Origin of the sequence: Prosthecobacter sp. (assembly GCF_046154365.1) — a bacterium.
Taxonomy (GTDB): Bacteria; Verrucomicrobiota; Verrucomicrobiia; order Verrucomicrobiales; family Verrucomicrobiaceae; genus Prosthecobacter.
Genome location: NZ_JBJXFV010000241.1, coordinates 1 through 25,984, shown reverse-complemented (window position 1 = coordinate 25,984; position 25,984 = coordinate 1). Strand labels below are relative to the sequence as shown.

Genomic DNA, 25,984 nt, shown 5'->3' with positions numbered 1-25,984 from the left:
GTCGGGATAGAAATAGCGGCCCTAATGCGCGGAATCCGGTAGCCCGACCATGCGTTGCAACTCCACATCCCAGACTTTCAAACGCAGGCAGCGCAGGATTTCGCGTGGGTGCAAAGAGGTGACCTTCGGCTTTTGCAATTCAGGGATCTCGCGGAGCACCTCCGGCAGCCGGTAGAACGGAATGCGCGCATTGAGGTGATGAATGTGATGGTAACCGATGTTGGCGGTGAACCAGGCCATGAGACGGCCGGTCTTCATGTAGCTGGAGGATTCCAGAGCGGCACGCTCGTAGGTCCAGCCCGCCTTGTCATAAAACGACACGTCCGGGAAGTTATGCTGCGCATAGAACAGGTAGGAACCGATCGCGTAAGTGATGAAGTGCGGGATGACCTGCGCCAGCAACCAAGCCAGCCAGCCAAACTTGACCAGCAGCAGCGCCGCGATGCCCGCATGCACCAGCAGGGCGAGCAGACAGTCGAGGTGCTCCCGTGGCTTCGTGACAAACGGCCGCAGGCACATGCCATGCAAAAACACCGTCAGGTAGCCGAACAGGATGGTCAGCGGATGACGCATGAATAGGTAAATCCAACGCGCGGACTTGGAAGCCTTCAGAAAGTGATCCTTCGTCATGATCGGGAACGAACCGATGTGCGAGCCTTTGATCTTCGAGTTGTGATGGTGATGGTGATTGTGCGAGCTGCGCCAGATGCTGCTGGGGCTGAGGGCCAGGAGGCCAAAGCCGCGCATAAGCCACTCCGCCAGCTTCGATTTGGGCAGGAGAGCGTTATGCTGCTGATCGTGGTAGATGACGAACAAGCGCAGCAGCAACAACCCGGACAGAACGCTGCAGGCGAGCTTGAACGCAAAATGGGAAAGCAGCAGTGTGCCCGCGACCGCCGCCGCCAGCAGCGCCGTGGTGGAAAGGATGCACCACCAGCTTTTCGCAGTGCTGTCCACGGCATAATTTTTGGTGGCCAGGATAAGCTCGGTGCCCGTCCTGTTTCTACCGCCAAGAGTGATGGAATCGGCTAAAGCCAGGCCACTAGTCATGTGAGGGTCATGCAACCCCATGATGAGATTGTCCGCAAGTTCTGATTCCTCCAATCTGAGCGGCTTGTGCAATGCTTTTGATTCACTTGAGTCCTCGATCTTTGCCCTTGTCGCAACAGCCCAATCGCTAAGCTCGCGCCTCAAATCCAGCCGCGCAGGCGATACCCCCACCAGCCGATGACTTCGTGCATCCAAGCTTCAAACAGCAACAGGTGCGTGGCACTTGGGACATTGAACCAGTTCAGTGGCCGACCACGCATCGGAGCGCTCTCGTAATTGCACGGCACTGGGATGACAGGTGCTCCGGCCTTGATAAAGACCGCCTGGGTCCGACGCATGTGGCAAGCAGAAGTCACCAGTGCAATGCGCTGCCAGCCTTTCTCTTTTGCCAAAGCGGCAACTTTGACGGCCTCATCGTGAGTGTCGGCACAACCGCCAAGACTATGCACTGGAATCGTCGTCAGTTGCCATTGCTTGAACCAATCCCTGACTCCGTCCGCTTCGAAGATAAGACGGCCATCGGTGGTTTTGACGGCACCACCGCCGATGATGAGAGTTTTTCCCTTCCCAAGCTTCGCGAGGGTCAGCGCGGTGAACAAACGGTCCGCACCACCGAAGAAATGGATGCCTGCGGGCTCCATGACCGACGGTTCTGCGGTGCCGCCGAGCACCATGATGGCATCGCACTCAGGCAATGCAGCCAGATCCACCGGCGGCCACTCTTTTTCGAGCGAAGCCATCAGTAAATGAGGCACTGGCAATGCGCTTGTGATCGTGAGCAGCAGCCAGGCGGACCCCGTCAGCCAGAGCGGCCGCCAGTGCCGGCGGCGAAGGTGCAGCGCACTCTTGATCGTCAGCACCAGCCAGATGAGGCCGGGTGGCTCCAGAAAATCGACCAAGGATTTGAGGAGGGGAATCATGTGCGGCGTTGCAGGCGAAAACTCAAGGCGGCGATGACGAAGGTGCTGGCGATGAGCAGCGTGCTGAGAGCGTTGATGACGGGCAGGCTGCGACTGGTTTTCATCATACTAGCGACTCGTAGCGGCAGCGTGGTGGTGCCGGGACCGGAGACGAAGAAGGTGATGACGTAGTCGTCGATGGACAGCGTGAAAGCGAGCAGGCCGCCGGCGAGCACGCCGGGCAGCAGCAGCGGCAGCAGCACTTTGCGCACTGCCTGTGCCCGCGTGGCACCGAGATCACGGGCGGCGTCGATGAGGGTGAAGTCAAAATCCTGCAAGCGCCCGAGCACGACCATGGTGACAAAGCTCAGGCAAAACGTCACATGCGCGATCCAGATGGTGAGCAGGCCGGTTTCGACCCCAGTGACGACGAACAGCGCCAGCAGCGCCATCCCCATGAGGATGTCCGGCATGACCAGCGGCAGCGTGATGAGCATCTGGTGCACATTTTGCAGCCAGGAGCGAAAGCAGTGCAGCGCATACGCGGCGAGCGTGCCGAGAATCATCGCGGCGAGCGAGGCGGACACGGCGATCTTGAGCGTGACGGCGAGCGATTCCCACACTTCATCCGCCGCCCAGAGCTTGTCATACCAGCCCCAGGTGAAGCCTTCCCACGCGCCGCCAAAACGCGAAGCGTTGAAAGAATTCGTCACCAGCACCACGAGCGGCGCGAACAGAAACACCAGCACGGCGAACGTGATGAGGGATGGCAGCCTGGAGCGTCTCATGACGCAGCCTCCTTGCGGCCAAACCGCTGCCACGCGGCGATGACAAGCATCGGCACCAGCACCGCGAGCATCAGACCGGCGGCAAGGGCGCTGGCGTGCGGCAGATTGCGATCGGAAAACACGCGCTGGGCGATCTTGCTGCCGAGCATCTCATCCGAGGCGCCGCCAACCATCTGCGGGATGACATACTGACCGAGCGAGCAGACAAACACCATGAGCGCGGCGGAGATGAAGCCACGACGCACGCCAGGGACGAAGATTTTGGAGAATGAGCGCCATGGCCCGGCACCGAGATCGCGTGCGGCATCGAGCAGGCCGAAGTCAAACTTCTCGGCGGCGGCATAGAGCGGCAGGATGGCGAAGGGGAGCTGCGTGTAGATGAGCACGAGCAGCACCGCACCGACGTGGTTGAGCAGCAGGGCATCCTCGGGAATGAGATGCAGCCAGTGCAGCAGGCGCGTGAGCGGGCCTTCGGGATGCAGCAGGGATTTCCAGGCGAAGATGCGGATGAGAAAATTCGAGAGAAACGGGACAACCACGAGGAGCAGCAGCACCTGCCGCATGCGGGGGCCGACGCGCGCCATTTGAAACGTCATCGGCAAGGCGAGCGCGAGACAAACGAACGTGGTGACACCGCTGAGCCACACGGTGCGCCAGACAATCGGCAGATAGGCCGGATCGCTCACCGCACGGAGTGTGTCCAGCGTCCACCCTGCCCCGACACCGCCCTGCAGATCCGCCGGGCGAAACGCGGTGAATATGACCAGAATGCTCGGGATCACAAAAAACACGCCGAGCCAGGCGAGGGATGGCAGCGTGAGCAGCCATTGCTTGGATTGCCGGTGTGCGGAGGTCATGCGCCAGCCTCCAGCATGAGGACGCGGCCTTCATCGGGATGAAACGTCATCCAGACCTCGGCTCCGCGTGCGGGATCGATCTCGCCGCCGCTGAACCGGCTGCGTTGCAGTTGCGCCAGGATGCTGTGCTCGCCAGCACGGATGCGATACCGCGTGTGCGAGCCGAAGTAGGCGATGTCTTCGACGATGCCGCGAAACGCGTTCACCCGCTCGCCGCTGGGCGGACGTTTGAGCGTGAGGCTGATTTTTTCCGGCCGCACCATGAGACGCAGCGTCTGATTCGAAGAAACCGTGCCCTTGCTGAGCACCAGCGGGCTGCCGAGGCCCTCCACCATCACACGCACATAGCCTTCGTGCTGCATTTCGACGACGGTGCCGGTGAAGAAGTTGGCCTCGCCGATGAATGAGGCAACGAAGCTGCTGCGCGGGGTTTCATACAGGCGCTCAGGCGAGTCGATCTGCTCCACCTTGCCCTGGTTCATCACCGCGATGCGGTCGCTGAGGCTCATGGCCTCGCCTTGGTCGTGCGTGACGTAGATGAAGGTGGTGCCGACCTGTTCGTGGATCGTGTTCAGTTCCATGAGCATGTGCTGGCGCAGCTTCAAATCGAGTGCGGCCAGCGGCTCATCGAGCAGCAGCACCTGCGGACGATTGACGAGGGCACGGGCGATGGCGACGCGCTGGCGCTGGCCGCCGCTGAGCTGTGCGGGGCGTTTACGTGCATGTTCGGAGAGGCGCACCAGTTCCAGCATGCGGTCCACGCCGCTGCGGATCTCCTCGCGGGGCCGACGGCTCATGCGCAGGCCGAAAGCGATGTTCTCCCAGACGTTGAGGTGCGGAAACAGCGCGTAGTTTTGAAACACCGTGTTCACCGGGCGCTGCTCCGGCGGCAGCGTCGTGATGTCCCGCCCGCCAACGAGGATGCGCCCACGGTCGGGGCGCTCAAACCCGGCGATCATGCGCAGCAGCGTGGTTTTGCCGCAGCCACTGGGACCGAGCAGCGAAAACGCCTCCCCCTGCGCAACGGACAACGACACACCATCCACGGCACGCAAGGAGCCGAAGGATTTAGAGACGTGGTCGATGACGAGAAAGCTATCCATGGGGTGAGCAGGTACAGTAGCCTGCAAACAATGAACATGGCAAGGAGCTTGCGGGATTCGCTGGAACGAACGAGTTTGGCCGAATGTCACCCCGTTTTGAGATTATACGTCCTTTGGAGGAGGATACCTCCAGCAAGCTGTCCCTCGTCCGCGACAACAAGCGCGGGGATGAGCTGCGCATGCGGCGCTTCAGGACGACGAAACCGGAGGAAATCGAGGGGTTGCAGGAGCTGTTCCGCCAGCTTGCCACCCTACAAAGCCCGCACCTCGACCGGGTGATCGATTTCGGCGCGGACAAGGACGGCTTCTACACCATCACGGCCGGTGCGCTGCCGGGCGAGACGCTGAACACCGTGCTGGAACGCGGACCGCTGACGCTGGCGGAGTTTGAAACGGTGGCGCTACAACTGCTGGCGGCGCTGGAACTGCTGCATGAGCAGTCCATCGTGCATGGCAGCCTGCGGCCCGACTTTGTGCGCATCACCGGCGAGAAAGCCGCCGACTGGCAGGTGACGCTGCACGGCTTCGGCCAGGGCTTCGCCGGGCGCGATGACAGCAAGGAGGAACAAATCCGCGCCTACCGCTGCACCGCGCCGGAACAATGGCTCGACGGCACCACCCGCCGCCGCACCGACGTGTATGCGCTGGGTTGCGTGCTCTATGAGGCGCTGACGGCCCGCCCGCCCTTCGATGGCCGGGTTCTGAAAGAGCTGCGCGGCAAGCACATCGGCCATGACCTGGCCCCGCTGCAAAAACTGGCCGCCCATGTGCCGAGCTGGATGTGCGCGTGGGTCATGCACCTGCTGGCCGCTGATCCTGAGCAACGTCCGCGCAAGGCGGCGGCTGCGCGTGAGTTGTTTGAGCGGCGTGAAGCCCCCAACCTGCCAGAACTGCCGCCGCTGTCGGCGGCGCCGCCCGTGGCTTCGAACACGCCGCCCGTCAGCCTGGTCTCAGCCCCCGTGGTGCTGCCGACCGCCCAACCGGCGTCGATGCATGCCACTTCCAGCACCATTCCCATCCCCGTCGGCCCGCATGTGGCCCCCACCATGCCGCGCCGGCCCACTCCCGGCCCGGTGCAGCGCAAGACCTACACCCCGCCGCGCAAACCGCCGGTGACGGTTCCTGCCGTGAACAAAAAGCCGTTCATCATCGCCGGTGCGGCTGTTCTGCTGCTGCTCATCGCCATGCTGACACGGTGCTCCGGCTAGGCTCCGGTTCCAACAAGAGAGTCCAGCAGGATCAACGCGACTGCTCAAAGGCATGCGCGACGCGCAGCACGGTGGCTTCATCGAGTGCTTTGCCGACGATTTGCAGACCGACGGGGAGCGCTTTGCCCTCAACCTCGACATTGCCACAGGGCACGCTGATGCCGGGCAGGCCGGCGAGATTGACGGGGATGGTGAAAACGTCTTCGAGGTAGGCGGCGAGCGGGTTGTCCTTCAGTTCGCCGAGTTTATGCGCGGGCGTGGGGCTGGTGGGCGAGAGGATCACATCGACTTTTTTGAAGGCTTCGGTGAAGTCGTTGCGGATCAGCGTGCGGGCTTTCTGCGCACGGATGTAGTAGGCGTCGTAGTAGCCGGAGCTGAGCACATAGGTGCCAAGCAGGATGCGCCGCTTCACCTCGGGGCCAAAGCCTTCCGCACGCGAACGCGTGTAGTGCTCCATCAAATCGCCAGCGCTACCGCTGCGGTGCCCGTAACGCACGCCGTCAAAGCGGGCGAGGTTGGCGGAGGCCTCCGCAGGGGCGAGCACATAATACGTGGCTACGCCGAGTTCGGTGTGCGGCAGGCTGATTTCCTCGATGATGGCACCGAGAGATTCGAGCTGCTTGATGGCGGCCTGGACGCTGGCGGAGACGCCGGCGTGGATGCCGCTTATATAGTATTCCTTGGGCAGACCGATGCGCAGGCCCTTGATGTCCAGGCCGATGGCGGCGGTGAAGTCGGGCACTTCAACCTTCAAGGAGGTGGAGTCATGCGCGTCGTAACCGCAGAGATGATTGAGCAGCAGGGCGGCATCCTCGACGGTTTTGGTGACGGGACCGATTTGATCAAGCGAGGACGCAAAGGCGACGAGACCGTAGCGCGACACGCGGCCATAGGTCGGCTTGATGCCGACGCAGCCACATAAGGCGGCTGGCTGGCGGATAGACCCACCGGTGTCGGAGCCGAGGGCTGCGATGGCGAGATCGCCAGCGACCGCCGCCGCGCTGCCGCCGCTGGAGCCGCCGGGGACGCGCGAGGTGTCGCGTGGATTGCGGGTCACCCCGAGCGCGGAGTTTTCCGTGCTCGATCCCATGGCGAATTCATCCATGTTCATGCGGCCAAACGGAATGGCACCGCCGGCACGCAGCCGCTGGATCGCGCCCGCATCGTAGGGCGCGGTGTAGTTTTCCGCCAGAATGCGCGAGCCACAAGTGCAGGGCTGGCCGGTGACGTTCATATTGTCCTTCACGCCGATGGGAATGCCGCCGAGCGGCTTCGTGGTGTCAGCACGATCTGCCTCAGCAAGCGCCGTCTCGACATCCCATGAGAGATAGGCTCCGAGTTCGGCATTGCGTGAGTCGATGGCTTTGGCGACATCCAGGACGATGTCACGCGGCGTGATTTCACCAGAGGTGATGCGTTTGCGCAGGGCGGTGATGGTGGAGGAGGCAAGCATGAAGCAGAACTGAGAAAAGGGGCGTTACTCGATCACCTTGGCGATCTGGAACTGGTCGGCGGTGCGTTTGGGAGCATTCGAGAGCGCCTGCTCCTGCGTGAAGCCGGGACGGGCTTCGTCCGCACGCAGGACATCAAAGACCGGCATCGCATGCGCCGTCGGTTCGACGCCATCAAGGTCGTAACGCGTCAGCGTGTCGATGTAGGTGAGGATGCCGTCGAGCTGGGAGGCATAACGCGCAGCTTCGTCGTCGGTGAGAGAGAGCCGCGCCAGTTTGGCGACGTGATGGATGTCGATCTGATGAACTTCAGGCATGAGAAGCGGCTTTCTTGCCAGCAGGCGGCACGCTTTGCAAACAAAAGGCGCAGACTGTTGCCAGCCTGCGCCCTTGAAATGATTATCCGGCTTTTACCAGCCTTGGGAGCTTGAATAGGGAATCTCCGAACGGAAACCCAACTCCGGCGGGAACTCGGTGTAACCCCACCAGTTGTCCAGCACTTCCTTGTGATGGTATGGCGGGCGGTAGGTCAGCTTCCAACTCGGCACGGGGAAGGTGATGGTCTCATAGAAACCGTAGGCAGCCCTCACGAGGGTGCGCTTGGTTCCCTCAACGAAGAAATCAGTAGCTGCGGCAACCGCCCCGTCGGACTGATTGGTTTTACGCCACGTCGTGGGGTACTCGAGCCAGCCAAACATGAGGTTGCCCAAGCCGCGGCTGAGTTTGCGGCTCCAAGTGAAGTGATGCCCGGGAGGAGACTGGATGTCTCCAAAAGCGGTGCTGGAGAGTACCAGAGCGGTGACGGCGAGGAGTAGGAGGCGATTTTTCATGCTGCTTCTATATGATTAACAAAATTCGGCAGTGTTTGGCAACCACTAAGTTGAGCTTTTTTGAAGCTGGTGTTGCTCGATCAGCGGGATTGGGGCGGAAACTGGCCGTGCAGCAGCCGGCGGGCGGCTTCGAGCGCGGCGGGATCAGGCGGACGGTCAATCACGTTGTACAATTCCGCCTCATCGCGTGTGTGGTCGTAAAACTCTCTGCCCACGAGTGCTCCGGTGTCAAAATTCCGCCATTCGGTGTAACGCATGGACGCGGTACGAACACTCAGGCCCATCGCCTCCGGCTTTCCGCGTGGAGTACGATCTGGGTAGGCTGGGCGTGGATGCTGGGTGAAAGCGGCGTCTTTGACCTTGGCCTGCGGGTCAGCCAGCAAGGGCACAAGGCTGACGCCTTCGAGACCGGGGGCGTCCGGGAGCGCACAAAGGGCGGTGATGGTGGGAAACAGATCGATCATTTCGACCAAGGCATCGGTGCTGGTTCCCGCCTGCTTGGCCTGTGGCGGTGCAAGGATGAGCGGAACGTGAGCATCGAACTCAAAATTTGAGGTCTTGGCCCACAAGCCATGTTCGCCAATGTGATAGCCATGATCCCCCGAGAACACGATGAGCGTGGAGTCGAGCAGGCCATGTTTTGCGAGCGCTGAAGTGACTTTTCCCAACTGAGCGTCCATGTAGCTGATACCGGCAAAATAACCGTGCCTCATTTCCATCGCCTGCGCTGGTGTGGGCTGTTTTTGCTTCTCAACCGGCCCCAAAATCTCGGTGCTCTGATGGAAAGCGATCTCCGGGGCGGCGGCAGGACGCGCGGGATTGAGCGGTGGCAGCCTGTCGCGCTGATACATGTCCCAGTATTTTTTCGGCGCGTTGAAGGGGGCGTGTGGCTTCCAAAAGCCGACGGCCAGAAAGAATGGCCGGTCCTTGACCTCGCCGAGAACACGAACGGCCTCGGCGGCAACACGGCCATCATAATACGCTTCGTCCGGCACATCGCGGCACTCGCACAGGGGCACCTTGCCATACTGGCGCAAACCGCTGGAAAGCGTGGTCAGATTCGGCGGCAGCGTTCCAGTCACCTGGGGGACATCGTCGCCATGATTCGCGTAGTGCAGGAATTCAGGGACGCTCCAGGAACGTGGATCGCCGTGCTCCTGGGTGTGCCAGTTGTGGAAGATCTTGCCTACGCAACGAGTGGTGTAGCCGTGCTCCTTCATCCACAGAGGCAGAGTGGTCACCGCCGGCTTCAATTCACGAAAATGCGTGCCATTGACATACAACCCCAAGGTTCCCGGACGCAGCCCGGTGAGCATGGAAGAGCGGGAAGGATTGCAGACCGCCTGCTGGCAGTAGGCATGCCGGAAGATCATGCCACGGCGTGCCAGCGCATCCAGGTTCGGCGTCACCGCCACCGAGCCGTAGCAGCCCAGTTCCGGCCGCAAATCATCGGCCATGATGAACAGAACATTGGTGCGCGGCGCGGCGTGCAGCAGCGATGAAGCCAACAGCAGCAAGCCCCCGAAAAAAACAGTGCGGTAAATCATGACGCAGGCATAACGCGGCACGGGCGGAAATGTTGCCGGGCTGGCATCATCAGACCGGCTGGCGTTGGAGCTGATTGCGCATGCGGCGCCATTTGGCGCGGTGATTCTGCGCCCATTCATTGAGGGCCACCTCAAAACCGATGTCGTGCCCCTCACGTTCGCTGACGAGCCATTTCAAACGCTGAATTTCCTCCTGTTCGGCGAGAAATTCACCATAAGGAGTACCTGCGAGCGCCAGGGTGGAAGGATCAGCCATTTTGCCACTTATGACAGTTGCTGTCGGAGATTCAATCGGGAGCTGTGCCAGGAACCATTGCCAGTTGTTTGTGCCGCTGTCGCATCATGGCCAAGCGTTGATCCGCTGGATGATTTTTGCCGCCGTTAGAAGAAAGCAAATGACAAGGTCTAGCCTCCCCTTATATACTGAGCAGACTTTCAGTCACACGTTTCCAAGCCGGAGTAGCTCAGTGGTAGAGCATCGCATTCGTAATGCGAGGGTCGCGGGTTCAAATCCCGCCTTCGGCTCCACCAACGCGTGTTTGCCATGACCAATCCGAGCACCGCTGACAATGATACGCCACGCCGCAGCAGAGCCCGGCGGCGGGAAGCCATGATCAGTGCCATTGCCACCATTCTCGGCTGCATGGCCTTGGTGGTCATGATCGCCACGGTGGTACGCGTGGTCATGGTGAAACTGTGGGAGTCCGCCCGCGTCAACCCCGAATACGTTCAGTCGGTCTATGACAATGACCTGGACCGCCGCTGGTCGGGCAATACCAAGGAACAACCGTCCCTTCTGAATAATCCGTCAGCAGCTCGGCCCTCGGGCAGCCCCCCCGCTACACCGGCAACCGCCCCCCTTGATGCTGCCACGCCTCCTGTGATGGTGGCTCCTGCGGTCAGCGCCACAATGTCGGGAAGCGTGATGACGTCCCCGCCCACCTCCATACAGAACATCGAAAGCAAACGCCTCAAGATCGAAACGACGGTCCGCGGTTTTTTTGAAGCGATTGATGTGGATCAGAAGCTCGCCTTTGCCCGTGACCCTCAACGGGTACGGCCGTTGATGGAAAACTACTACCGCAGCCATCCTCAGAGCCGCCTCGAGTGGAAAAATCTTGGCTGGGTTTTGCCGGTGCAGGAGCATGGTTACCGCCTCGGTTATGCCCAGGCGATCTTGGCCAATGCCGAACCTGTCAGCCTCATCATTGAGGAAATGGAGGACGGCACTTTTCGAGTGGACTGGGAAAGCTCCGTGCGTTACGGCGAGCTCGACTGGGAAGAGTTCATCACGACCCAGCCAGCCGCGCCCAAGCTTTTTCGCGTGATCGCCTCCAAGCCCCAGCACACACCTCCCGGCGAAACCCCGCAAGACAACGAAGTGCTCGAAATCAAGCCCCCCGACGACGGCGATGTGATTTACGCCTATTTCGACCGCAAAGACCCCAAATTTCACCCCCTTCTTCAGCAACTCCAGACCGGAAACTGGAAAGACGTCCCTTTAACTCTGCGGCTCTGCTATCCAGGTCCCGCAGGCGGCGGCAAAAGCGTACGGATCGCCGATGTCGAAGGCAAAGGATGGCTGATACTTCAAGGAACCAGGAGCTAGACTGTGAGCAAATCCAAACCAACCAAAACGACGGCGGCCCAAGGCAAGGCCAAGCCTACAGCACGCAATCTCAAGAAGTCTGCGGCCGTTAAAAAAACCGCTTCCAAGCCAGCCCCAAAGAAAAAGGCCAACGCCGCACCGAAAAAGAAACCGTTGCCGCAAAAGCCCGTCAATAAGGCCGCCTCACCCAAGTCGGTGCCGAATAAGAAAGCTCCTGCGCCCAAGCCCGTCGCGAAGAAGCCAGCAGCTAAGGCATCACTTCCACAAGCCAAGGCTCCTATGGCGAAACCTGCTCCGGCACCTGTTAAACCCGCAGCTCCCACCAAACCTGTGGTGACGCCTGCTCCTATTGCCAAGGCTACCAAAGCCGCTCCCGCAGTCGTGACCGCATCCAAGACCGCTCCGGCACCCGTCGCCGCAGTTGCAGCCCCGCCTGCGAAAAAAAGTCCGCTACCGCTGGTCGCCGCCGGCCCCACGAAATCCGGCGCGCTGTTCTACGACTCCCACATGCATACGCCACTGTGCAAGCATGCCTGGGGTGAACCCGAAGAATACGCCCAACAGGCTGTCAAAGCCGGCCTCAAAGGCATCATCTTCACCTGCCACTGCCCCATGCCCGACGGCTTCTGGCCCACGGTGCGCATGTCCAACACCGAGTTCGACACCTACGTCGCCATCGTGGAGCGTGCCGCCGCCGCCTTCAAAGGCAAGCTCGACATTCGCCTCGGCATCGAAAGCGAATACTTCCCCGGCTGCGAGGAATGGATCACCAAACTCCATCAGCGTGCCGACTTCCACTACGTCCTCGGGGCCGTTCACTGGCAGGCCAAGGAATACCTCAACAAGTTCGAGACCGGCACCATCGAAAACTTCCGCCGCACCTATTTCGACCATCTGGCCAAGTCCGCCGAATCCGGTCTCTACGACTGTCTGGCGCATCCCGACTTGGTGAAAAACTACCACCCGGACTCCTGGTGCTTTGCCATCGTCAAAAACACCGTCACCACGGTGCTCGACCGCATCGCCGCCACCGGTGTCGCCATGGAATTGAACACCTCCGGCCTCAACAAAAGCTACTCCGAGATGAACCCCGGCCTCGAAATGCTCCGCATGATGGCAGATCGCAAAATCCCCATCGTCATCGGCTCCGACTCCCATCGTGCGGTGCGCGTCGGTGAACACTTCGTCACCGCCTTGAACCATCTCACCGAAGCCGGCTACGAAAAAGTCAGCTACTTCCTCAACCGCCAGCGCATCGACCTCAACATCTCCGACGTGCTCGCCAGCTTGAAGAAGGCCGCCGATCACAACGCCTGATTCGTCCATGGTTCGCACCGGCATCGGCTACGACGTTCACCCTTTCGCTGAAGGCAGGCCCCTTGTGCTTGGCGGCGTGACCATCCCGCACAGCCGTGGCCTCCAGGGCCACTCTGATGCCGACGTGCTCAGCCACGCCATCGCCGATGCCATCCTCGGTGCCCTCGGCGAACCCGACATCGGCCACTGGTTCCCGCCGAGTGATCCCACCATCAAAGGCATCAGCAGTTTGAAGATCCTCGAAAAATGCGCCCAAATCGCCGCTGAAAAAGGCATGCGCATCGAAAACGTCGATTCCTCCCTCATCGCCGAAGCCCCCAAGGTCAATCCGCACGCCGCCGCGATGAAACTGCACATCGCCGCCGCCCTCGGCATCCAGCCCGATCAAGTCGGCGTCAAAGCCACCACCAACGAGCGCCTCGGCTTCGTCGGTCGCGAAGAAGGCATCGCCGCCATGGCCGTCGCCTGCGTCAGCAGCAAATGATCGGCGGAAAGAACCCGGCAGTTCCGCCCGTGTTGACTCGCTCGCTTTTCCCATTCGTCATTCACTCCCCATGTCCGACTCCGCCGCCGCCGCCGCCCTCGTTTCAAGCTATAACAAACTCAAAGCCGCTCTCGGCAGACGCATCGTCGGACAGGAGGCCGTCATTGAGCAGGTCTTCATCGCCATCACTGCCGGCGGTCACAGCCTGCTCGAAGGCGTGCCCGGCCTTGCCAAGACGCTCCTCGTCAAATCGCTCGCCGATGCGATGCACCTCACCTTCCGCCGCATCCAGTTCACCCCGGACTTAATGCCCGCCGACATCACCGGCACTGAGATCATTCAAGAAGATGCCGACACTGGCCGTCGCAAACTCGTCTTCCAACAAGGCCCTATCTTCTCCCAGATCATCCTCGCCGACGAAATCAACCGCACGCCGCCCAAAACGCAGGCCGCGTTGCTTGAAGCGATGCAGGAAAAACACGTCACCGTCGGCCAGATCACGCACGAGTTGCCCAAACCCTTCTTCGTCCTCGCCACGATGAACCCCATCGAGCAAGAAGGCACCTATCCCCTTCCCGAGGCGCAAAAAGACCGCTTCCTCTTCCTCATCAAAGTCGATTACCCCACGCTCGCGGACGAACGCGAAATCATCGCCCGCACCACCGGTGGCGAAACACAGGAAATCGAGGCCGTCATCACCGCCGAAGAACTTCACGCCGCCCAACAGCTCGCCCGCAAAGTCCCCGTGCCCGATCACGTCATCGACTTCGTCCTCGAACTCGTCCGTTCCACCCGCCCGAACGAACCCGGCGCCAGCGACTACGTCAAAAGCATGCTCAGTTGGGGTGCAGGCCCACGTGCCAGCCAAATGCTCGTCCTCGCCGGCAAAGTCCGCGCCCTGCTGCATGGCCGCACCCACGTCACCACCGACGACATCGAAGCCCTCGCCCCCCCTGCCCTCCGCCACCGCCTCGTCCCCACCTTCCACGCCGAAGCCGAAGGCATCAGTGTCGATCAGATCGTCGCCGAACTGATCAAGCAGACGAAGAAGTCGGAGACGCGAGTGCTTTGATCGTTGGTGGCCCTGGGAGTTGGCGGGAGTTTAAGTGCTCAGTGCTCAGTTCTCAGTGCTCAGTAAAATGCCGACACGTTGATGACCCATGAGCACGACCACTGATTCCAAACTTGAGTTCGCGAAGGCGTTCTGGGATCTTCGTGTGTATCAAAAGGCACGCATGCTTCAGGGTGAGGTCTTCAAGTTCTCGAAATCCTTTCCCGCTGATGAGAAATTTTCGCTCACCGACCAATTTCGTCGCGCTGCACGCTCCATCGGCGCTCAAATCGCCGAAGCCTGGGGCAAGCGCGACTACATCAAGCACTTCCAGAGCAAACTCAGCGACGCCGAGAGCGAAAACAACGAAACCCAGCATTGGATCATCACCGCCGTCGATGACGGCTACCTCGCCCCCGATCTCTCCCGCCCCCTTTTCCAACTCTCCCTCGAAATCGGCCGCATGCTCACCTCCATGTCGAATAAAGCCGCCGAATTCTGTCCCGACCCTCTCTCCAACAAAGTCAACGAACCCTCCCCCGAATTCTTCATCTCCCCCGACGAACTCCCCACCATCCTCCAAACCCTCCTCACCGCCGCAGACTCCCCACTGAGCACTGAGCACTGAGCACTTTTCCCCTCTCCCCACCCCGTGGCAACTCTCAGCGACATCCTCCAAGCCGAAGACATCACCAGCCTGCAGCACCTGCAGCTCTTCGCCCGCACCGTCGTTGAAGGCTTCACCACCGGTCATCACGCCTCGCCGCACAAGGGTTTCAGCGTCGAGTTCCGCCAGCATCGCCCGTATGTGCAGGGTGATGAGATTCGCCGCCTCGACTGGAAGATCTTTGGCCGCACCGACCGCTTCTACATCCGCGAGTTCGATGAAGAAACCAACCTGCGCGCCACCATCGTCCTCGATGCCAGCGGCAGCATGAACTACCGCGGCCAGAAAGGCGTGCTCAAATTCGACTACGCTCGCAAACTCGCTGCCTCACTCGCCTACCTGCTCATGAGCCAGCAGGACGCCGTCGGCCTCGTCACCTTCGACTCCAAAGTGCGCGACATCATTCCCTGCCGCACCAAGATCAGTCATCTGCATCTCATGCTCGAAACGATGGTCAGAACCACGCCCGGCAAGGACACCAGTCTCGCTCCCGTCATCGAATCCCTCGCCCAGCGCCTCAAACGCCGCGGCCTCGTCATCCTCATCAGCGATTTCTTCGACGATCCCGCCGCGCTGCTTCGCGCCATCGGCATCCTGCGCAAAAAAGGCCACGAAGTCATCGCCCTGCAGCTCTGGGACCGCGACGAAATCGATTTCCCCTTCGGCAACTGGGCGCGCTTCGAAAACCTCGAAAACGACGACGACTTCCTCCTCCTCGATCCCGCCACGATTCGTCAACGCTACCTCGAAGTGCAAAAAAACTTCGCCGAACAGCTCAAAGACGGCTTCCGCAAACACCAAGTCGATTACTTGAGCCTGCCCACGGATGAATCGCACTCCGCGGCGCTTCGCAGCTATCTAGCCTTGAGAATGCGCTGAAAATGAAGCCTCAAACCTCCATGTCCCATGATGCACCGGCTCGAACCTCGAGTTGGAGAGTTGTTCGTGCGTTGCTGCTCACAATTATACTAATGGCAGTTGGAGTTGCTGGTTTTGTCCTTATCTACCGTCTCTGGCTCAATGAATGGCTTAGAGGCTTGCTTGGGCTGGGTCTCAAAGAACACAGCCAGGTGTTTGACTGGCTCATGTGGTGTGCATTGGGAGTGATCTCTTTTGCCACCTTTTTGCTCGTCCGGCGATTTGATGCCGCAGTCATTCGTCATTCCAGCTCGCCCCCAAGATGAATTTCCTCAACATCGCTCTCCTCGCGGGCGCAGCGGCCTTCTTGATCCCGCTGATCATTCACCTGCTCAACAAGCGGAAAGTCATCACCGTGCGCTGGGGTGCGATGCACCTGCTGCACGAGGTCATCCGGCAGCGGAAGCGCAAGATGAAGATCGAGCAGCTTCTCCTGCTCATCACCCGCATCGCCATTCCCATCGTGCTCGCGCTTTGCCTCGCACGTCCGGTGCTCACGGCGCTGCAATCCCTCGGTCTCGGCAGCTCCTCACTCATCGTCATGCTCGACGATTCCTTCTCGATGCGTGCCCCTGCCGCGCAGACGACGCTTCCCGGCGGCAATGTGATGGAACAAGCCCGACAGGACATGCAGACGATGCTCACAGACCTTCCGAAAGGCTCCAGCGCGCAAGTCATCCTCTCCGGCGGTTCGCCGCGCAAGCTGCTCGATCAAGCCACCACCGCACTCGACCTCGTTCCCAAAAAACTCAGCGATGTGCCTTCCATGTCCGGCCCGCTGTCCGCCAACGATGCGTTTCAGTCCGCCACCTCCGCTTTGAAGGACTCGCCGAATGCCGCACGCGAAGTCCTCATCGTCTCCGACTTCCAAGAAGCCGATTGGAAAGCCATCGCTGACGGTGCCGCACTCCCCGCGCTCGAAAACCTCGCCAAACAAGAGCCCAAGCCGCAGATCACCTTCTACCGCGTCGGCAGCGACCTCGCTGAAAACCTCAGCATCGCCAGCGCCGACATCTCCGCGCTCGTCGCCGCCGAATCCCAACCCGTCGGCCTGCGCGTGCGCATCAAGAACCACGGCAAACGCCCCTGGCAGGATGTCGCCGTGCATCTCGAAGCCGATGGCGCACGCCTCCGCACCGCACGCGTCTCGCTTGCTCCTGAAGGCGAGGCCGTGCTCTCCTTCACGCACGCGTTCGACAAAGTCGGTGATCATTCCCTCTCCGTCCGTCTCGAAGGCGACAGCTTCGCCGATGACAACGCCTTCCACTCCATCGTCCAAGTGCGCAATCAGCTCAACGTCCTGCTCATCGACGGCCATCCTGGCAAAGATCCCCTCACCGGCGCCGCCGACTTCCTCGAACTCGCGCTCACGCCGCACACCGCCGCCGCCGCCACGCTCAAAGACCTCATCCGCACCAAAAAAATCGACCTGCGCAAACTCCGCGACGACGACCTGCGCCAGCAGGAGGTCATCATCATGGCCGATGTCGATCGCCTGCAAGGCCGCGCCATGAGTGACATCGACAAATTCGTCAAAGACGGCGGCGGTCTGCTCGTCTTCGCCGGGCCCGAGTGTGATCTCGACTGGTACAACCGCGAGTTTCATCGCAAAGGCCAGGGGCTTTATCCCGCCGCCATCAAAGGCCAGTCCCGCGCCGAAGCCGACGCCGCACCCGCCCGCATCTTGATGCAACGCTTCACCCATCCCGCCGCGCTCTACTTCAATGACGCCCGCGGCGGCCGCCTGCAGGACGCCGAATTCCGCCACTGGTTCGAATTCACCCCTGGAGGTCAGGCTTCTAGCCTGACAACGGACACGCGGGCTTCCAGCCCGCCCGCCATGCAGCGCATCTTCAATCTCGACCGCAACGTGCCGCTCATGGTCGAGAAAAAATACGGCCGTGGCCGCGTCATCGCCGCCGCCACCACCGCGAATGCCGAGTGGAGCAACCTCCCGCTCCAGCCCTTCTTCGTCCCGCTCATGCAGCGCCTCACGACCTATCTCGCCACCGAAGGCAGTGCCCCCGCCTGGCAGCTCGTCGGCACCCCCATCCGCCTCAGCCTCGAAAAAACTGACCTCACCGCCGAATTCACCCTGCGCGATCCCACCGGCCAGACGCAGACGCTCAAGCCCGCGAAAGAAGGCGAAACCGTCTTCCTTCAAAGCTCCGCCATCGCCCAGCCCGGCATCTTCCAGCTTCAACGCACCGGCAGTGACAAGCCCACACTCCACGCCTTCAACGTCGATGGCACCGAGTCCGATTTGAAGCCCCTCCCCGTCGCCGACATCCAAAAAATCGCCCAGCGTCACGATGCCTCCTTCGCCGACAATTTACAGTCCTACCAAAAACTCGACCGCACCCGCCGCCACGGCAGCGAACTCTGGCAGCCCCTCCTGATCGCCCTGCTCGCGCTGCTGTTCTTTGAAGTGCTGCTGCAACAACGCATCGCCAAAGGCTGACTCGATTTTCCTTCATGAACCCACAAACCGAAACCACCCTGCGCTTCACCGGCGGCTGGCCGCCGCTCCCAGTGGTCGTGCTCGCATTCGGTCTCGCCGCGCTCATGTGGTGGTTGTATCGCCGCGAACTCAAGTTCGTCGCCTCCCGCTTCGCGCAAGTCCCCGCCATCCTGCGTGCGCTGGCCGTCTTCATCCTCGTCATCGCCCTCGCCGGCCCCGTGCTGCGTCACGTCACCACCTTGCGCCAGCTCGGCCGCGTCGTCATCGCGGTGGACAGCTCCGCCAGCATGCAGCTCACCGACGGCACCGACGCCAAAGCCGCCAAATCACGCTTCCACCGCGCCGAAGACCTGCTGTTCAAGGGCACCACGCCGCTGCTCAAAAAACTCGCGGAAACGCAGGACGTCGAACTCGTCGCCTTGCGTGGCAACAACACCCAGCGCCTCTGGTGGCATCGCCAGGGCGGCAAAGACACCTCCGGAGAGCTGCCCACGGCTTTTGAGCTGCCCGCGACCACGCCGATCACCAATCTCGATCAAACGCTGCGTGCCGCACTCGGCCCCGCCACGGCTGGCACCGCGCTCGTGGTGCTCAGCGACGGCCAGCACAACACCACCGGCTCACCCGAAGAATTCAGCACCACAGTGAAGTCCACCGGCACCGCCATCTTCACCGTTGGCTTCGGCAGCGAAATCCCCCCGCCTGATCTCTCGCTGCTCGATGTCAGTGCCCCCGAGTCCGTCTTCAGCAAAGAAAACTTCCAGGGCCGCCTCACCATCAACGACAGTATGCCTGCGGGCGTTCCCGCCAACGTGCGCATCGAAAGCCAGGGCAAAGTCCTGTGGCAAAAAGAATTCATCACCGACGGCAAAGGCGAAAAAGGCTTCGATTTCATCTTCCCCGTCGCGCAACTGCCGCCGCCTGCTCCCGGCCAGCGCGACAAGACCTTGCGCAGCGTGAACATCCAAATCGCCGCCAGTGGTGATCGTGCCGCGCTCGAAAAAACCCGCTCCAACAACGCCCGCGAACTCGCCATCCATCTGCTGGAGAAAAAACGCAAGGTCTTAATCCTCGACGGCCGTCCGCGCTGGGAAACACGCTACATTCACAATCACTTCGACCGCGATGACCGCTGGCAGGCCACGCTCATCTTCGATGACATGGCCGACAACGCCGCCAATGGCAGCTTGCAGAAAAACTTCCCCAAAACTCGCGACGATCTCCTCAGCTACGACCTCATCATCCTCGGCGATGCCGCCCTGAACCGCTTCAAGGCCGAAAACCTCGACTGGATCGTCGAGTTCGTCGAAAAACGTGGCGGCGGTCTCATCATGATCGACGGCCAGCGCGGCAAACTTCGCGAATGGGCGAATGGTAAAACGTCCTCGCTCATCCCCGTGCGGTTTGGCACATCCAGCATCAAGAATCAAGCATCCAGCATCCAGCTAACCACTGACGGCCAGCGCTTCGACGCCCTGCGCCTCAGCGACAGCCCCAGCGCCAACACCACGCTCTGGCCCACGCTGCCCAAGATCAACTGGCATTCCACCATCGAGCCACTCCCCGCCGCCATCACACTTGCCAAAGCCAATCAGCCGCTCGTCGTCTTCCGCCAAGTCGGAGCCGGAGCCGCACTCTATCTCGGCACCGACGAACTCTGGCGCTGGCGCTTCCAAGTGGCCGATTTGTATCATCAACGCCTCTGGATGCAGCTCGGAGCCTGGATTGCGGCACCACCGTTTCAAATCGACCAAAAGAAACTCTCCGTCGGCACCGACCGCCTGCGCTACTCGCCCGGTGAAGCCTCCGAGATCCGCGTGCGCGTCCGCAACGACAAAGGCGACATCATCACCGACGCCCAACCCCGAGCTTATCTGCTCCACGACGGCAACGAAGTCGCCACGCTGCAGCTTGAAGCCGATCCCACACACGTCGGCGTCTATCGTGCGCTCACCCCACCGCTCAAAGCCGGCACCTATGAGATCGCCGTCGCTGAAAGCCCCAGCGCCGTGCGCAGCGATGCCCGCCTCTCACTTCATGTCTCCGACACCGGCAATCCCGAGTGGGCCACGCTCACCATGAACCGCACGCTGCTCGAAACCATGGCCACCAACAGCGGCGGTCGTTTCCTGCGCGAAGAACAAGCCGCCACCGATCTGCCGAATCTCCTGCAAACCCTCGACCGCAAACAAGTCATCACCAAAGAAACCATCCTGTGGTCCAGTTGGTGGTGGTTCGGTGCCGCGATCCTGCTGCTCACCATCGAGTGGCTCATGCGCAAGCGCTTGAAACTCGTCTGAGCTAGGAGTCCCGGCTTCAGCCGGAAAACCTCACGCAAAATCATCACGCCTACAACACAGCCAACTGCCGCTCTCACCGCCTGAAGGCAGAACCCCGAACATGATTGATCGCGCCCAGCTTGCCGTTCGCGTGACGCCAAACGCCAAAAAATCCGCCTTCGCCGGCTGGACCGCCGATGAAAAAGGCCGCCCCGTGCTGCTGGTGAAACTGCAATCCCCACCCGTCGATGGCAAAGCCAACGCCGAACTCCTGCGCTTCCTCGCCGAAGCTCTCGATTGCGCCAAAGGCCAGATCACATTGCTGCGCGGCACCTCCAGCCGACAGAAAGCCGTCGAACTGCCTGCTGCGGCGCTGGAACGGCTGCCGAAGTAGCCAAACCCCACGCTCTGGCGAGCGTGGCCACGGACCGTAGCTGCGTTCGCCAGAACGGGTGCGTCGCCGGTATGATGTAGGATGACTGTGGCGACAGCCCGGTCGTCTGCGTTGGGCGTTGGTTCGCCCAGTGAGCACCGTTCAGCCGGGCGGGCTTACGCCACACCCAGCCTACGACATCAATCCGCCCCCCCTGCTGCTGCCGCCGCACTCACCCTCGCGCCCGCTCCAGCAGGTTCATCATCAGGAATGACAGCAGCAGGGCCATTTGTTCGCCTTCATTGGCTTCACCAGTCGGCTCCAGTTTGAATAGGCCTTCAAACAAGGCAGGCTGTTTGGTCAAACGCAGCACGGCAGCATTGCCTGCGACACGGCTGGCGATGTAGCTCGGATGCAGCAGGTACCCGGCGAACATGCCCACCACCGGAATCCCGCTCACCAAGCCGTCCAGCATTTTGGTCCACGGATTCTCCTCCTGAATTGCAAACGTGGGCGACTGCGCTCCAGGCGCAAAGACATCGTAGTGCGCCTTCCACAGCGATTTCATTCCGCGACGACCGATGGCTCCCAGCACCTGCCCATTCGGTGACTTAAAGGTGTAACGCGCCGACCAGTCGATGATGCGATCCGCTTCAATCGTCGCGACGAGTTGTTTCATCGTGTCATCCGTGAAGACCTCGACCTTTTCTTTGAAGCGAAACAGCTTCTGCTTCACATAACAAATCGTTTTGCCGTTGGCGTCCGTCACATAGATCTGCGGAGCGAGGGCGATGAGCTTGAAGCGAAACGTGATCGGGTAGTTCATGAGGCGGCCAAGGTGGCGTCTATTTTTTGACTGACAAGCTTTCAAGCAGTGCCTTCGCGCAAGCCTTCACGAATTAGAAATCTGACGTTCGGCCTTGCCCTGTGCGTTCTCTGACCTCACGCAGCTCATGCGCGTTGGTCTGCTCCAGCAGCCAGTCAATCGGCATCACCGAACCGTCATCACGCGTGATGGCGTTTCCTTCGGTAAGCGTGTCACCAATCGTGACTCCGAGGATCGGATGAATTCAACGGCCCTTGTGCTCGACAAAGCCGCGTTCACTCAGAAAACCAGACACTTCAGCCACTGTCGCATCGCGACCTTGGACGAACGGCTGCGAAATCACCACCCGCGGCGCATCTTCATCCGGCAACCTAACAACGCCCTCAATCTTCACATCATCGCCAAACACACGGTTGGCCAGTGCCCAGCGCTCCAGATATGCCCCGGCATCCTCGGCATAATATCCAACGAAACCAGGTTTGGTGAGCTTCACGACACGCCCTGATTCAGCATCGTAGATGACGAGATGCTCGCCACCCGTGGCTCCACCGTTTTCTAATTGGAGCGCCTCTGGAACGAGCGTCCTGCCATGGGCGTCCGCCCACGCCACGAAACCGGCAACACTGAGGATGATTCCCCCATGTTTCCTTTGCTCTGCAACATTTGCCGCAGTGCTTCTTCTCTGCTGACTTTGGCCGGTGATGGCTTGGTAGAGACTGGCTGGGCAGCGATGCTCATAAGGGAGCTTGCTGGATTAGGCACCGCCGTCAAGCAGTTGCACCATCGCAGGCCGCACATCAGCTTGGTTTTGCGCTTCGGTGTTCATGGCGCATCTTTCGTGCCGTCAAAGTGAAGTCAGCAGTGCCTGCGCACACGCCGCTGCAAATTCCGGCGCGTTGATCTCGCAAGGCATCTCGATCAGCGGAATGCCGGGACGCAGATGCTGACGAATAGCGTCGAACAACGCCGCATCGGCAGCGGCATCATGGAACGGCTTGCCAACAGCGCTGATGATGCTGATCGCCTTCAGCGGAAGCAGCACGGTCACGGGTCCGCGATACGCATTCACCTTCTCCGCCAGGATGCGGCCCAGTTCGGCGCATTCGGCGGCATTGGTGCGCATGAGCGTGACCTGCGGGTTGTGGATGTAGAACGTGCGCCCGTCGAACTTGGCGGGAATCGTCGCCTTCTCGCCGAAATTGACCATGTCGAGGCAACCGGGTGTCACGATGGCTGGAATGCCCGCTTTGCCTGCGGCATCGAGTCGCGTCGGTCCGGCACCGAGGATGCCGCCGACGAGTTCATCGGCCCATTCGGTCGTCGTGACATCGAGAACGCCCGCGAACATGCCGCTTTCGATGAGTGACTCCATGATCTTGCCGCCGGTGCCGGTGGCGTGGAAGACGAGCACTTCGTAACCAGCGTCTTCGAGAATCTTTTTCGCCATGTTCACGCACTCCGTCGTGTTGCCGAACATTGAAGCGGCGATCAGCGGCTTGTCATCCGCCACTGGCACCGCTGTTTCCACCATCCCGCAGATCGCACCGGCCGCACGTGCCAGCAGCACGCGGGAAATGCGGTTCATGCCGCTGACATCGACGATGCTCGGAAACATGACGATGTCCTTCGTGCCGACATAGGGTGCCACATTGCCTGCGGCGAGCGTGGACACCATCACCTTCGGAAATCCGACCGGCAGCGCCCGCATCGCCGCTGTGCCGATGGCCGTACCGCCACCACCGCCGAGCGAAATCACACCCTGCACCTTGCCGCTTTCGACCAAGGCCGACAAAAACGTCGCCGCCGCCCCCGCCATCGCCGTCACGGCCTCACCACGATCCTTCCGTGCCATGATGCCCGCGAGATCGACGTTTCCCGCCGCAGCGACTTGTTCCCGCGTCACATCGGGCTGCACCTGCGGTGCTTCGCCACTGCCCGTGTCGATAAGCAACGTCTGATGCCCGCGTGCGCGGATGATTTCCGCCACGTAGGCGTGTTCGTGACCTTTGGTGTCGAGCGTGCCGAGAACTGCGATGGTTGCCATGGTGGCAGGATAAAAGCGGTTGCCGGAAAAACAGCAACCGTTTCACACCAGCACCTATCCGCCGTCCACCGGCTTGACGGCCCAACTGCAGGCCATTACTCTCGCGTCATGCCGCCAGTAGCTGCCATGCCCGCTGACAACCTCGACTTCGCGTGGGACCGTCCTGAAACGGCTTCCAGCCTGAGAGCGCGTCTTGCCACCAGTACGGGCGTTGACTGGCTGAACACCGCCGCCTGGCTCATGCGCGAGGCACGGGTGGATCAGGTTTGGCAATTTCTCACGCTTCGGCAGGTCGCCGAGAGTTTTCCTCAGCTCAGCCCCATGCTTGGTCGTCGTCGTCCCGTCTGGGAACATCTACTCCGCGCCGCTCATGAGCTGGGAAGAATCTAACGCCTGCACGCCGCTGAAACGTGATTTTCTCCGCGCCTGGTTCGCGCGGGAGCAGCGTTTTTTTCTCACTGGGGGCAGTGCTCTCGGGCTGTTTTATCTCGATCACCGCCGCTCTTATGATCTGGATCTTTTCACCAGCGACGAGGTTGAGGGGATCGAAGTGCAAAACCTCGTGCACCGTGTCGCGGCTGAAATCAAAGCAGACTGTCAAGCCTTGCGCACCGCCCCGGACTTTCACCGTTTTCGGCTCACGCGTGGTGATGAACGAGAGCTGGTGGATGTCGTCGTGGATCGTGCGCCACAGCTTGATGCGCAGAAGGCCGACTTTGACGGCATCCGCGTGGACACGCTACGGGAGATCATCGCCAACAAGCTGACCACCCTGCTCAGCCGCACTGAATTGAAAGACGTGGTGGACCTCTATTTTCTGGAACAGGCGGGCCACGACCTGCTCGCCGCCCTGCCAGATGCCCAGGCCAAGGATGGTGGCTGGGAGCCTGCGGTCGTCGCCATGCTATTGGACGGACTACGCGTCACCGAACTGCCCGCGTGGATGATACGCCACCTCGAACCTGCCGAACTCCAGACGTTTCTCCATCGCCTGCGCATGGCCATTGCCGAGAAGGCCTTGCCCGCAGCATAAGGCGTTCAAAAGACATGGCCCAGTGCAGCCCCGGCTGCCACCTTGATCAACCCCGGCCCATTTTCCTCCCCCTCCGGCGTTGACCGGCTCTCCCCGCTTTGCATAGACAAAGTGACCCCACCATCATGTCCAAAGCCGTCTTCCGCTCCATCCCCCTCCGCGATCTCACCGCTGACCAGCTTCTCGATCTCTCGAAGCGCATGAAGCTTTCGCTTTCCAAGGCGGACATGCTCGCGGTGCAGAAGATTTATCAGGATGAAGGTCGCGAGCCGACGGATGTGGAGATGGAAGTCATCGCGCAGACTTGGAGCGAACACTGCAAGCACCGCATTTTTGGTGCGAAGATTTATCATACGCTCAATGGTCAGCAGGAGGTCGTGGACGGCCTGTTCAAGACCTACATCCGCAATGTGACGGAGGAGATTTGCAAAACGAAGCCCGACTTCGTGCTCAGCGCCTTCGAGGACAACGCGGGCTTTGTGAAGCTCGACGACGACAAGGCCGTGTGCCTCAAGGTGGAGACGCACAACCACCCCAGCGCCATCGAGCCCTACGCCGGCGCGAACACCGGCCTCGGCGGCGTCATCCGCGACATCCTCGGCGCGGGCAAGGGCGCAAAACCCGTCGCCTCGCTCGATGTGTTCTGCTTTGGCCCGCCCGACATCGAGCAGGATCAAATCAAGGCCAAAGACGTCATCCATCCGCTCGGCGTCATGCGCGGCGTGGTGCGCGGCGTGCGTGATTACGGCAACCGCATGGGCATCCCCACCGTCAATGGCGCGATCCAGTTCGACGACACCTTCATCTACAACCCGCTCGTGTTCTGCGGCACCGCCGGCATCATCCCGATCAAGGACATCGCCAAGGAAGTGAAGCCCGGCCATTTGCTCATCGCTGCTGGAGGCCGTACGGGCAAGGACGGCCTCAAAGGCGCGACGTTCTCGTCTGCGGAGCTCACCACCGACTCGCATGAGGAAGACCAGACCGCCGTGCAGATCGGCAATCCCATCGAGGAGAAAAAAGTCGCCGATTGGGTGATTGCCGCTCGTGAAAAGGGCCTCATTCAATTCGTCACCGATTGCGGCGCGGGCGGTTTCAGCTCCGCCGCGGGCGAAATGCTCCGCGATACCGGTGGCGTGGTTTGGCTGGAGAATGCGCCGCTCAAAGCGCCCGATCTCGAAAGCTGGCA

Annotated in this window: 27 protein-coding genes and 1 tRNA gene; 15 read left to right on the top strand and 13 right to left on the bottom strand. The window is 60.9% G+C overall.

The window, feature by feature from the left end; genetic code table 11:
• Positions 1-21 precede the first annotated feature (21 nt).
• The 5 genes from ACKVY0_RS30445 to ACKVY0_RS30425 form a co-directional block, all read right to left on the bottom strand.
• Entirely contained in the window at positions 22-957 is a 936-nt protein-coding gene (locus tag ACKVY0_RS30445; RefSeq protein WP_409218657.1) for a fatty acid desaturase family protein, read from the bottom strand.
• 233 nt (positions 958-1,190) lie between these two features.
• A complete protein-coding gene (locus ACKVY0_RS30440) occupies positions 1,191-1,970 on the bottom strand; it encodes a YdcF family protein (protein WP_409218656.1) in 780 nt (259 codons plus the stop codon).
• Positions 1,967-2,737 carry an ABC transporter permease gene (locus tag ACKVY0_RS30435; RefSeq protein ID WP_409218655.1) on the bottom strand — a complete coding sequence of 257 codons (771 nt, stop codon included), beginning with the start codon at positions 2,735-2,737 and terminating at the stop codon, positions 1,967-1,969. The genes ACKVY0_RS30440 and ACKVY0_RS30435 overlap by 4 nt, the downstream gene beginning before the upstream one ends.
• On the bottom strand, positions 2,734-3,594 hold the full coding sequence (locus ACKVY0_RS30430) for an ABC transporter permease (RefSeq protein WP_409218654.1): 861 nt from the start codon (positions 3,592-3,594) through the stop codon (positions 2,734-2,736). Before ACKVY0_RS30430 ends, ACKVY0_RS30435 begins: the two co-directional genes overlap by 4 nt.
• Positions 3,591-4,697, bottom strand: coding sequence for an ABC transporter ATP-binding protein (locus ACKVY0_RS30425; protein WP_409218653.1), 1,107 nt, complete (start codon positions 4,695-4,697; stop codon positions 3,591-3,593). Before ACKVY0_RS30425 ends, ACKVY0_RS30430 begins: the two co-directional genes overlap by 4 nt.
• A gap of 83 nt (positions 4,698-4,780) precedes the next feature.
• Between ACKVY0_RS30425 and ACKVY0_RS30420 the strand changes: the two genes are divergently transcribed.
• Positions 4,781-5,905 carry a serine/threonine protein kinase gene (locus ACKVY0_RS30420; protein WP_409218652.1) on the top strand — a complete coding sequence of 375 codons (1,125 nt, stop codon included), beginning with the start codon at positions 4,781-4,783 and terminating at the stop codon, positions 5,903-5,905.
• A 31-nt stretch (positions 5,906-5,936) separates the two neighbouring features.
• Here the strand turns inward: ACKVY0_RS30420 and gatA are convergent, their stop codons facing one another.
• The 5 genes from gatA to ACKVY0_RS30395 all read right to left on the bottom strand — a co-directional run bounded on the left by gatA (position 5,937) and on the right by ACKVY0_RS30395 (position 9,989).
• Positions 5,937-7,358 carry an Asp-tRNA(Asn)/Glu-tRNA(Gln) amidotransferase subunit GatA gene (gatA, locus tag ACKVY0_RS30415; protein WP_409218651.1) on the bottom strand — a complete coding sequence of 474 codons (1,422 nt, stop codon included), beginning with the start codon at positions 7,356-7,358 and terminating at the stop codon, positions 5,937-5,939.
• Between the two features lie 24 nt (positions 7,359-7,382).
• Positions 7,383-7,673, bottom strand: a complete 291-nt coding sequence (gene gatC / locus ACKVY0_RS30410) for an Asp-tRNA(Asn)/Glu-tRNA(Gln) amidotransferase subunit GatC (protein ID WP_409218650.1) — start codon at positions 7,671-7,673, stop codon at positions 7,383-7,385.
• Positions 7,674-7,766: 93 nt separating this feature from the next.
• Positions 7,767-8,186 carry an exosortase system-associated protein, TIGR04073 family gene (locus tag ACKVY0_RS30405; protein ID WP_409218649.1) on the bottom strand — a complete coding sequence of 140 codons (420 nt, stop codon included), beginning with the start codon at positions 8,184-8,186 and terminating at the stop codon, positions 7,767-7,769.
• Between the two features lie 80 nt (positions 8,187-8,266).
• Positions 8,267-9,733: a sulfatase gene (locus ACKVY0_RS30400; protein WP_409218648.1), complete on the bottom strand. Its 1,467-nt coding sequence runs from the start codon at positions 9,731-9,733 to the stop codon at positions 8,267-8,269.
• Between the two features lie 49 nt (positions 9,734-9,782).
• Positions 9,783-9,989 (bottom strand): hypothetical protein, encoded by a 207-nt coding sequence (locus tag ACKVY0_RS30395; RefSeq protein ID WP_409218647.1) that lies wholly within the window; start codon positions 9,987-9,989, stop codon positions 9,783-9,785.
• 197 nt (positions 9,990-10,186) lie between these two features.
• On the opposite strand from ACKVY0_RS30395, the gene ACKVY0_RS30390 reads away from it, so the two are divergent.
• The 10 genes from ACKVY0_RS30390 to ACKVY0_RS30345 all read left to right on the top strand — a co-directional run bounded on the left by ACKVY0_RS30390 (position 10,187) and on the right by ACKVY0_RS30345 (position 20,913).
• A tRNA-Thr gene (locus ACKVY0_RS30390) sits at positions 10,187-10,261 on the top strand.
• Positions 10,262-10,268: 7 nt separating this feature from the next.
• Positions 10,269-11,342, top strand: coding sequence for a hypothetical protein (locus ACKVY0_RS30385; protein WP_409218646.1), 1,074 nt, complete (start codon positions 10,269-10,271; stop codon positions 11,340-11,342).
• Positions 11,343-11,345: 3 nt separating this feature from the next.
• Entirely contained in the window at positions 11,346-12,659 is a 1,314-nt protein-coding gene (locus ACKVY0_RS30380) for a histidinol-phosphatase (protein WP_409218645.1), read from the top strand.
• A gap of 7 nt (positions 12,660-12,666) precedes the next feature.
• Complete coding sequence (ispF, locus tag ACKVY0_RS30375; RefSeq protein ID WP_409218644.1) at positions 12,667-13,143, top strand: 2-C-methyl-D-erythritol 2,4-cyclodiphosphate synthase; 477 nt, start codon at positions 12,667-12,669, stop codon at positions 13,141-13,143.
• Between the two features lie 70 nt (positions 13,144-13,213).
• Positions 13,214-14,215, top strand: coding sequence for an AAA family ATPase (locus ACKVY0_RS30370; protein WP_409218643.1), 1,002 nt, complete (start codon positions 13,214-13,216; stop codon positions 14,213-14,215).
• An 88-nt stretch (positions 14,216-14,303) separates the two neighbouring features.
• Positions 14,304-14,822 (top strand): four helix bundle protein, encoded by a 519-nt coding sequence (locus ACKVY0_RS30365; RefSeq protein ID WP_409218642.1) that lies wholly within the window; start codon positions 14,304-14,306, stop codon positions 14,820-14,822.
• A gap of 24 nt (positions 14,823-14,846) precedes the next feature.
• A complete protein-coding gene (locus ACKVY0_RS30360) occupies positions 14,847-15,740 on the top strand; it encodes a DUF58 domain-containing protein (RefSeq protein WP_409218641.1) in 894 nt (297 codons plus the stop codon).
• Positions 15,741-16,041: 301 nt separating this feature from the next.
• Positions 16,042-18,240, top strand: a complete 2,199-nt coding sequence (locus tag ACKVY0_RS30355) for a BatA domain-containing protein (protein ID WP_409218640.1) — start codon at positions 16,042-16,044, stop codon at positions 18,238-18,240.
• Positions 18,241-18,254: 14 nt separating this feature from the next.
• Positions 18,255-20,540, top strand: a complete 2,286-nt coding sequence (locus ACKVY0_RS30350; protein ID WP_409218639.1) for a hypothetical protein — start codon at positions 18,255-18,257, stop codon at positions 20,538-20,540.
• Between the two features lie 100 nt (positions 20,541-20,640).
• Positions 20,641-20,913 (top strand): DUF167 domain-containing protein, encoded by a 273-nt coding sequence (locus ACKVY0_RS30345; protein WP_409218638.1) that lies wholly within the window; start codon positions 20,641-20,643, stop codon positions 20,911-20,913.
• A gap of 211 nt (positions 20,914-21,124) precedes the next feature.
• On the opposite strand, the gene ACKVY0_RS30340 is transcribed toward ACKVY0_RS30345, so the two are convergent.
• Both ACKVY0_RS30340 and ACKVY0_RS30335 read right to left on the bottom strand, forming a co-directional pair.
• Entirely contained in the window at positions 21,125-21,718 is a 594-nt protein-coding gene (locus tag ACKVY0_RS30340) for a hypothetical protein (protein WP_409218637.1), read from the bottom strand.
• A 244-nt stretch (positions 21,719-21,962) separates the two neighbouring features.
• Entirely contained in the window at positions 21,963-22,211 is a 249-nt protein-coding gene (locus ACKVY0_RS30335; RefSeq protein ID WP_409218636.1) for a hypothetical protein, read from the bottom strand.
• Positions 22,212-22,358: 147 nt separating this feature from the next.
• On the opposite strand from ACKVY0_RS30335, the gene ACKVY0_RS30330 reads away from it, so the two are divergent.
• Complete coding sequence (locus ACKVY0_RS30330) at positions 22,359-22,571, top strand: hypothetical protein (RefSeq protein ID WP_409218635.1); 213 nt, start codon at positions 22,359-22,361, stop codon at positions 22,569-22,571.
• Here ACKVY0_RS30330 and ACKVY0_RS30325 read toward each other — a convergent pair.
• Positions 22,563-23,762, bottom strand: a complete 1,200-nt coding sequence (locus tag ACKVY0_RS30325; protein ID WP_409218634.1) for a Tm-1-like ATP-binding domain-containing protein — start codon at positions 23,760-23,762, stop codon at positions 22,563-22,565. The two genes, ACKVY0_RS30330 and ACKVY0_RS30325, sit on opposite strands and share 9 nt — an antisense overlap.
• A gap of 108 nt (positions 23,763-23,870) precedes the next feature.
• On the opposite strand from ACKVY0_RS30325, the gene ACKVY0_RS30320 reads away from it, so the two are divergent.
• The 3 genes from ACKVY0_RS30320 to ACKVY0_RS30310 all read left to right on the top strand — a co-directional run.
• Positions 23,871-24,152, top strand: a complete 282-nt coding sequence (locus ACKVY0_RS30320; RefSeq protein ID WP_409218633.1) for a hypothetical protein — start codon at positions 23,871-23,873, stop codon at positions 24,150-24,152.
• Positions 24,133-24,795: a nucleotidyl transferase AbiEii/AbiGii toxin family protein gene (locus ACKVY0_RS30315; RefSeq protein ID WP_409218632.1), complete on the top strand. Its 663-nt coding sequence runs from the start codon at positions 24,133-24,135 to the stop codon at positions 24,793-24,795. Before ACKVY0_RS30320 ends, ACKVY0_RS30315 begins: the two co-directional genes overlap by 20 nt.
• A 125-nt stretch (positions 24,796-24,920) precedes the next feature.
• The coding region (locus tag ACKVY0_RS30310; RefSeq protein ID WP_409218631.1) for an AIR synthase related protein at positions 24,921-25,984 on the top strand (1,064 nt) is incomplete at its 3' end.